Genomic DNA, 7,278 nt, shown 5'->3' on the forward strand with positions numbered 1-7,278 from the left:
CCACGCCCAGCTCTCCTTTGACGGGCGCGACTGGCACATCACCGACCTCAACTCCACCAACGGCACGCTCGTGAACGACGTCGACGTCCAGGACTGCGTGCTGCGCGACGGCGACCTCATCACGCTCGGCCTCGTGAACCTCGAGTTCAGGGAGATGCGCGCATGATCGATCTCGTCCTCTTTGTGGGACGCGTCCTGCTTGTCGTCGTCCTGTACATCTTCCTCTTCGCCGTCATGCGGACAGGCGTGGGCCTCGTGCGCGGGCAGCGCCGCGACGCGGCGATCTGGTCGGTGGACGTGGAGAAGGGCACGCGCTCGCTGAGGGGCCTGCACGTGGACATCCTGGGGCCCGTCGTCATCGGGCGCTCTCCCTCGTCTGACATCGTGGTCGACGAGCCCTACGTCTCGTCCACGCACGCCCGCTTCACCCTCCAGGGCCCGGCCCTCGTGCTCGAGGACCTTGGCTCCACCAACGGCACGCTCGTCAACGGGCACGGGATCGCCCAGCCCGTCACGCTGAGGGAGGGCGACGAGGTCCAGGTGGGCGACACCATCATGAGGGTGAGCCGCGGATGACGGAGGAGTCTCAGGCCATCGCCGCCACGGAACCCGCCAACGCCCCCGGCCGCGCCGAGATCCCCGTTGAGGGGCGCGCCGGCGCGGACACCGTCACCGGCTCAAACGGGTTTATCTCCTGGGGCTCGCGCAGCGACGTGGGCCTGGTCCGCGGCCACAACGAGGACTCCTTCTTCCTCCGCGCGCCGCTCTTCGTGGTGTCCGACGGCATGGGCGGCCACGCGGCCGGCGAGGTCGCAAGCTCCATCGCCGTGGAGACCATCGGCGAGCGCGCCCCCGCCACGGCCGACGACGTCCTGCTCGGCGCGGCCGTCGAGGCGGCCAACCAGGCCGTGATCAAGGGTGCCGAGGAGGGCATCGGCAAGCCCGGCATGGGCTGCACCGCCACCGCGATCCTCATCGAGAAGAGCAAGATGGCCGTGGCCCACGTGGGCGACTCGCGCGCCTACGTGCTGCACCACGGCACGCTCGTGCGCGTCACGCACGACCACTCCTACGTGGAGGAGCTCGTCGACTCGGGCCAGATCACGGCCGACGAGGCGCGCACGCACCCCTCGCGCTCCATCATCACCCGCGCCCTGGGCTCCGACCCGGACATGTACGCGGACCACTTCTCCCTCGAGGTCAACACCGGCGACCGCGTCATCCTGTGCTCGGACGGCCTCTCGTCGATGATCTCTGACAGCGAGATCGAGTCCGTCGCCGTCTCCAGCGCCACGCCCCAGCAGGCGGCCGACAACCTCGTCTCGGCCGCGCTCACGGCGGGCGGCGCCGACAACGTCACCGTCATCGTGGTGGACGTCACCAACGACGGCGTCGCCGACGAGGTCAGGCGTCACCTCATCCGCCGCGCGGCCATGATCGCGGGCGCCGTGGCGGGCGTTCTTCTCGCCGCGTTTCTCGTGACCGCTGCCTTCATCCGCAGCGAGTGGTACCTCGCGGAGAACGGCGGCACCGTCGCCATCTACCGCGGCATCAAGGGAGACGTCCTCGGCATCCCGCTGAACGAGCTCGTGGGGACGAGCGCCGTGAAGGTGAGCGACCTTCCCGCCTCCGTCCAGGACCAGCTCGAGCAGGGCATCCGCGTGAACGGCGAGGAGGCGGCGCTCGAGACGATCGATTCCTACCACCGCCAGATAGACGAGGAGGCCGTCAAGGCCGCCCAGGTGGCCGAGGGCGCCAAGTCGGACGGCGAGCCCGTGGCGGACGGCACGTCCGCGCCGGCGGATGCCGGACAGGCGGACCAGGGCGATCAGGCGGCCCCGCCCGCCGAGGCGCAGACGACCGACGCAGAGACGAACGGGGGCGAGTGACATGGCGACAAGAACGCACTTCTCGGGCGCCCGCACGCGCGCGGCGTACGAGGCCATGGCCGTCCCCTCCTCGCCCGAGCCGCGCGGGCTCTCGCGCCGCAACACCGAGCTCTTCCTGCTGCTTCTGGCGGCGGTGCCCGTCATCTTGCTCTACGCGATGTACGTGGTCACCACCACGGCGCAGCTGAGCCTGGCCACGCTGGGCGTACCGCTGGGCCTCTTCGCCGCCTTTGCCGCGGCGCACGTTGCCATACGCTTCCTCGCGCCGGGGGCCGACCCCGCGATCCTGCCCGTCGTCTTTGCGCTCTCGGGGACGGGCATCACGTTCCTCACGCGCCTCGCGCCGGACCTCGCGGTGAACCAGGTCATCTGGCTCTTTGTCTCCATCGCGGCGATGGTCGTCGTGCTCGCGGTGGTGCGCAACCTCGACCGGCTGGCCAACTACAAGTACACGCTCGGCATCGCCGGCGTGGTCCTGCTCATCCTGCCCATGCTCATCGGCACCGAGCGCGGCGGCTCCAAGCTCTGGATCTACATCGGGGGCTTTGGCTTCCAGCCGGGCGAGTTCGCCAAGATCGCGATTGTCCTCTTCCTGGCCTTCTACCTCGCCGCCAACCGCGAGGCGCTCTCGGCCTCCATGCGCAAGATCGGGCCCGTGAGCCTGCCGCGCGCAAGGATGCTCCTGCCGCTCTTCGTGGTCTGGGGCGTGAGCCTGCTCGTCGTGGCCTTTGAGACCGACCTCGGAAGCGCGCTTCTCCTCTTCACGTTCTTCCTCATCATGCTCTATGTGGCCACCGGCCGCGTGAGCTACGTCGTGGTGAGCCTGCTGCTGCTCGCCGTGGGCGGCGTGGCCTGCTACAACTTCTTCGGCCACGTGCAGACGCGCGTGAACATCTGGCTCGACCCGTGGGTGGACGCCTCGGGCGGCGGCTACCAGATCGTGCAGTCGCTCTACTCGCTCGCAGACGGCGGCCTCGTGGGCCGCGGCATCGGCAAGGGGCTGGCCAACACCATCCCCGTCGTGGAGAGCGACTTCATCTTCTCGGCCATCGGCGAGGAGATGGGCCTGCTCGGCGGCGCGGGCGTCTTGATCCTCTACCTGCTGCTGTGCGTCCGCGGCTTTGCCACGGCAGCACGCGCCAAGTCTGACACCTCGGCCTTCGCCGCGGTGGGCCTCACGAGCGCCATCTGCTTCCAGGCCTTCCTCATCGTGGGCGGCGTCACCAAGCTCCTGCCGCTCACGGGCGTGACCCTGCCCTTCATGAGCCAGGGCGGCACGTCGCTGCTCGCGAGCTTCATCATCGTGGGCCTGCTCCTGCGCGCGGGGGACGAGGGCACCGGCCGCGGCGCCCAGATCGAGAGCGGCCTTGCCGGCGAGAAGGGCGCGCAGGGCACGGCGCTCTCCCTCGTGGGCGGCCCCAAGGCGGGCGGCCATGCGGCGTCCGTCGTCCACGGCAGCCACGCGCGCGGCAGCTTCTCGCTGCTCACGGCGGAGTCCGGCGTGCTGGGCCGCGTGGCGCTCGGCAAGCGCCTCACGAGCCTCATCACGGTCTTCTCGCTACTCTTTGCCGTGCTCATCGCCAACCTCACCTACGTGATGCAGATTGACGCCGAGCGCGTGCAGAACCTGCCCACGAACAACCACACCATCGCCCGGAGCGCCTACGTGCAGCGCGGCGCCATCATCACCTCCGACGGCGTGACGCTGGCGGAGAGCATCCAGCAGGCCGACGGCACCTACCTCAGGAGCTACCCGCAGGGCACGCTCGCGCGCCACACCGTGGGCTACATCTCCACGCAGTACGGCACCTCGGGCATCGAGGAGACCATGAACGACACGCTCACCGGGCACGCAGACTACTCCAACTGGAGAAGCGCGCTCTACACGCTCGCGGGCGTCGACCAGCCGGGCTCCACGGTGGCGCTCACCATCAACTCGCTCATCCAGCGCGCCGCCGAGGACGTCCTGCAGGGCTACACGGGCTCCATCGTGATCCTCGACCCCAAGACGGGCGCGGTGCTGGCCAAGGCCTCCAACCCCACCTACAGCGTCGACGACCTTGAGTCCGTCATGGCCTCGGGCACCAACGGCGAGCTTCTCGACCGCGCGACGGGCGTGCTCTACCCGCCCGGGTCCTCCTTCAAGGCCCTCACGCTGGCCGCCGCGCTCGACTCCGGCACCACCACGCTCGACACCGTCTACGACGCGAGCGCCGAGCTGGAGATTGGCGGCGCGCCCGTCACCAACAACCACGATGCCGACTACGGCGAGGTCTCACTGCGCGACGCGCTCGCCGTCTCCTCCAACACGGCCTTTGGCCAGGTGGGCGTTGAGGTGGGCGCGAGCACGCTCGTGAGCTATGCCAACGCCTTCGGCTACGGGCGCAGCGTGGGGCAGGACTTCAAGTGCACCGCCTCCCTCATGCCCGACCCGGCCGAGATGACGGAGTGGGAGACCGCGTGGGCGGCCTGCGGGCAGCCCGTGGGCGAGCACGAGAGCCCCGCCGGCCCGCAGACCACCGTCATGCAGAACGCCATGGTCGCGCAGGCCATCGCCAACGGCGGCGTGGTCATGGACCCGTACGTGGTGGACCACGTGCTCTCCCCGGAGGGCGTGGAGACCTCGCGCACCCAGGCCCGCTCGCTCGGGCAGGCCGTCTCCGCCGAGACCGCGAGCCTCGTGAAGGAGGCCATGCTCGAGGTCGTCGAGGAGGGCACGGGCACGGCGGCCCAGGTCCATGGCACCCGCGTGGCCGGCAAGACCGGCACCGCCGAGGTCGGCGACGGCACCATCAACTCGCTCTTCATCGGCTTTGCGCCGTATGACAACCCCACCCTCGTCATCTCGATCTGCGTCGAGGGCCAGGGGGAGGACGTCGAGGGCCTTGCGGCCTCGCTCGCCGGGCGGGTGCTCGCGCGGTCCCTCGCCGTGCAGTCATCCGGGGCAGGCAGCTGATGGGGGCGCGACAGGAAGAAACGACACACTGACCAACGAAGCACAGACGAACCAGAACCAGAGCAGGACGCGCCCTCGGCGCACAGAAAAGGGGACGCGGCACGGCCGCGAGCAGGATAGGAGTTGAGCATGCCAGGGATGATTCTCGGCGGACGCTACCAGGTGCAGGACAAGATCGGAACGGGGGGCATGGCAACGGTCTTCCGCGGCCTTGACGAGGTGCTCGGCCGCACCGTGGCCATCAAGACGATGCTGCCCCAGTACGCCGCAGACCCCTCCTTCGCCGCGCGATTCAAGCAGGAGGCGCAGGCGGCCGCGGCCCTGCAGAGCCCCTACATCGTGAGCGTCTACGACTGGGGCAAGGACGCGGACACGTACTACATCGTCATGGAGTACCTGCGCGGCACCGACCTCAAGAGCGGCATCCGCAAGCACGGCGCGCTCGACTGCAAGAAGGTCGCGCAGATCGGCTCGCAAATCGCGCAGGCGCTCTCCGTGGCACACAAGCACGACATCATCCACCGCGACATCAAGCCGCAGAACATCATGGTGCAGCCGGACGGCAACATCAAGGTGATGGACTTCGGCATCGCGCGCGCCAAGAACAGCCACCTCACGCAGGACAACTCCGTGCTGGGCACTGCGCACTACGTCTCCCCCGAGCAGACGCAGGGCAAGGAGCTCGGTCCCACGACGGACATCTACTCGCTCGGCATCGTCATGTACGAGGCCTCCACGGGGCAGGTCCCCTTCCAGGGGGATGATGCGATCACCGTGGCCCTGAAGCAGGTGAACGAGCAGCCCAAGCCGCCAAGCCAGCTCAACCCCGCCGTTGACCCCGCGCTCGAGTCCATCATCCTCAAGTGCATGCAGAAGAACCCCGCCGACCGCTTCCAGACGGCCGACGAGCTCTATCGCACGCTGCGCGACTACCTTGCCGGCCGCATGCAGGCCGTCAACAGCGCCACCGCCATGCTGCCCGTCCAGCCCACCAACAAGCTCGAGCGCGGGACGGGCGCCATCCCCGCGACGGGCAGCACCTCCTCGATCCCGCGCGTCGAGCGCACCAACCGCTATCGCGCGCAGAGCGCCACGGAGCAGGCGGCCGAGGAGGAGGCCGAGCGGCAGCGCAAGCACCGCCGCAACGTCATCCTCGGCGTGATTGGCGCCATCGTCGTCGTGGCCGTGGCGGCCGTCGCGCTCTTCTCGATCTTTGGCTCCGGCACGCAGACCAAGCAGGTCCCCAACCTCATCGGCCTCACCCAGGAGAAGGCCATCGAGGAGATCGAGGCAAACGGGTTCAAGGTCGGCAAGGTGGAGCCCGGCTACACCACGGCGCAGGAGGAGGGGCTCGTCTACGAGCAGAACCCGCTCGCCACGCGCGCGATGCCCGAGGGCTCAACCATTGACATCCGCGTCTCCAAGGGGGAGGCCCCGGCCGAGAAGGTCAAGGTCCCCGACCTCACCAACCTCCCCGAGGACCAGGTGGAGGCAGAGCTCGCCAAGTACAACCTCGTCGGGCGCAAGGGCGAGGACCAGGAGAGCGACTCCGTGGAGAAGGGCCACGTCTGCAGCCAGGACACGCCCGAGGGCACCGAGGTCAACGTCGGCGAGACCATCACGTACCACATCTCCTCCGGCGCGAGCACGGCCGTCATCCCCAACGTGGTGAACGACTACTACGAGGACGCGCAGGAGCGCCTCTCCAGCGGTGACGGCGAGTTCAACGTCGAGGTGCAGTGGGACTACAGCAACACCGTGGCCGAGGGCAACGTCATCTCCGTCGACCCCGCGCCCGGCAACACCGCCGAGGTGGGCTCCACGGTCACGATCACCGTCTCCAGCGGCCCCAAGCCCGTTGAGAACGTGAACGTGCCCTATGTGGTGGGCCAGAACTACTATGACGCGCGCGCCCAGCTCCAGAACCTTGGCTTTGTGGTGCAGCTCGCCTCCGGCTCCTCCGCGGACGGCGTGGTGAGCAACCAGTCCGCCTACACCTCCGCGCCCGAGGGCTCCACGATCGTGCTGACCACCCAGCGGCCCTCCACGGACGACAGCGGCAACGGTGACGAGACCGAGGACCCCAGCACGCCGACCGACAGCAATAACCCCAATCCGCCTTCCGAGGAGACGAGCCCCGACGGCAGAAGCAAGAACTAGCACGCGGCACATCCCTTTGCGGCGGCCGGACCTCACAGGGTCCGGCCGCCGTTCTCATGCGCGCCGCCAGACCGCTTAGGCTTTTCCAGTCATTGCAGCCGTCGCGCGGTGGCGCGTTAGAGAATCGCGGTAGTTGCGCCCACTAACCTGACAGCGCGTGGTAGTGTCGCGAAAAGTGGTGTAGGGGCCTCCGCCCGGAATCTCTGATGAGCCGAACCTACGCCGCCGTCGCCCCCTCGTCAATCCCCGAGAGCGCCGCGATTCTCGAGCGAG

At 68.9% G+C, this 7,278-nt stretch carries 5 protein-coding genes; all 5 read left to right on the forward strand.

From position 1 onward, the window contains the following. Positions 1-166: FHA domain-containing protein (locus H6A23_RS11045; protein ID WP_204832229.1), on the forward strand; the 166-nt coding region annotated here is incomplete at its 5' end. Continuing rightward, a complete protein-coding gene (locus tag H6A23_RS11050) occupies positions 163-576 on the forward strand; it encodes an FHA domain-containing protein (RefSeq protein WP_204832226.1) in 414 nt (137 codons plus the stop codon). The genes H6A23_RS11045 and H6A23_RS11050, both read left to right, overlap by 4 nt. Continuing rightward, the gene (locus H6A23_RS11055; protein WP_204832227.1) at positions 573-1,889 is read left to right on the forward strand and encodes a Stp1/IreP family PP2C-type Ser/Thr phosphatase; all 1,317 of its coding nucleotides are present in this window, start codon (positions 573-575) and stop codon (positions 1,887-1,889) included. The genes H6A23_RS11050 and H6A23_RS11055 overlap by 4 nt, the downstream gene beginning before the upstream one ends. Positions 1,890-1,944: 55 nt before the next feature. Next, entirely contained in the window at positions 1,945-4,845 is a 2,901-nt protein-coding gene (locus tag H6A23_RS11060) for an FtsW/RodA/SpoVE family cell cycle protein (protein ID WP_204832230.1), read from the forward strand. A gap of 129 nt (positions 4,846-4,974) precedes the next feature. Continuing rightward, a complete protein-coding gene (gene pknB / locus H6A23_RS11065) occupies positions 4,975-7,005 on the forward strand; it encodes a Stk1 family PASTA domain-containing Ser/Thr kinase (RefSeq protein ID WP_204832228.1) in 2,031 nt (676 codons plus the stop codon). Positions 7,006-7,278: the final 273 nt, after the last annotated feature.

It is taken from the genome of Olsenella uli, assembly GCF_016900775.1.
In the GTDB taxonomy this organism is placed as follows: domain Bacteria; phylum Actinomycetota; class Coriobacteriia; order Coriobacteriales; family Atopobiaceae; genus Thermophilibacter; species Thermophilibacter uli_A.

Coding starts and splice junctions, on each gene's coding strand:
- H6A23_RS11055 (WP_204832227.1), top strand. CDS start 573: ATGACGGAGGAGTCTCAGGCCATCGCCGCCACGGAACCCGCCAACGCC.
- H6A23_RS11050 (WP_204832226.1), top strand. CDS start 163: ATGATCGATCTCGTCCTCTTTGTGGGACGCGTCCTGCTTGTCGTCGTC.
- H6A23_RS11060 (WP_204832230.1), top strand. CDS start 1,945: ATGGCCGTCCCCTCCTCGCCCGAGCCGCGCGGGCTCTCGCGCCGCAAC.
- pknB (WP_204832228.1), top strand. CDS start 4,975: ATGCCAGGGATGATTCTCGGCGGACGCTACCAGGTGCAGGACAAGATC.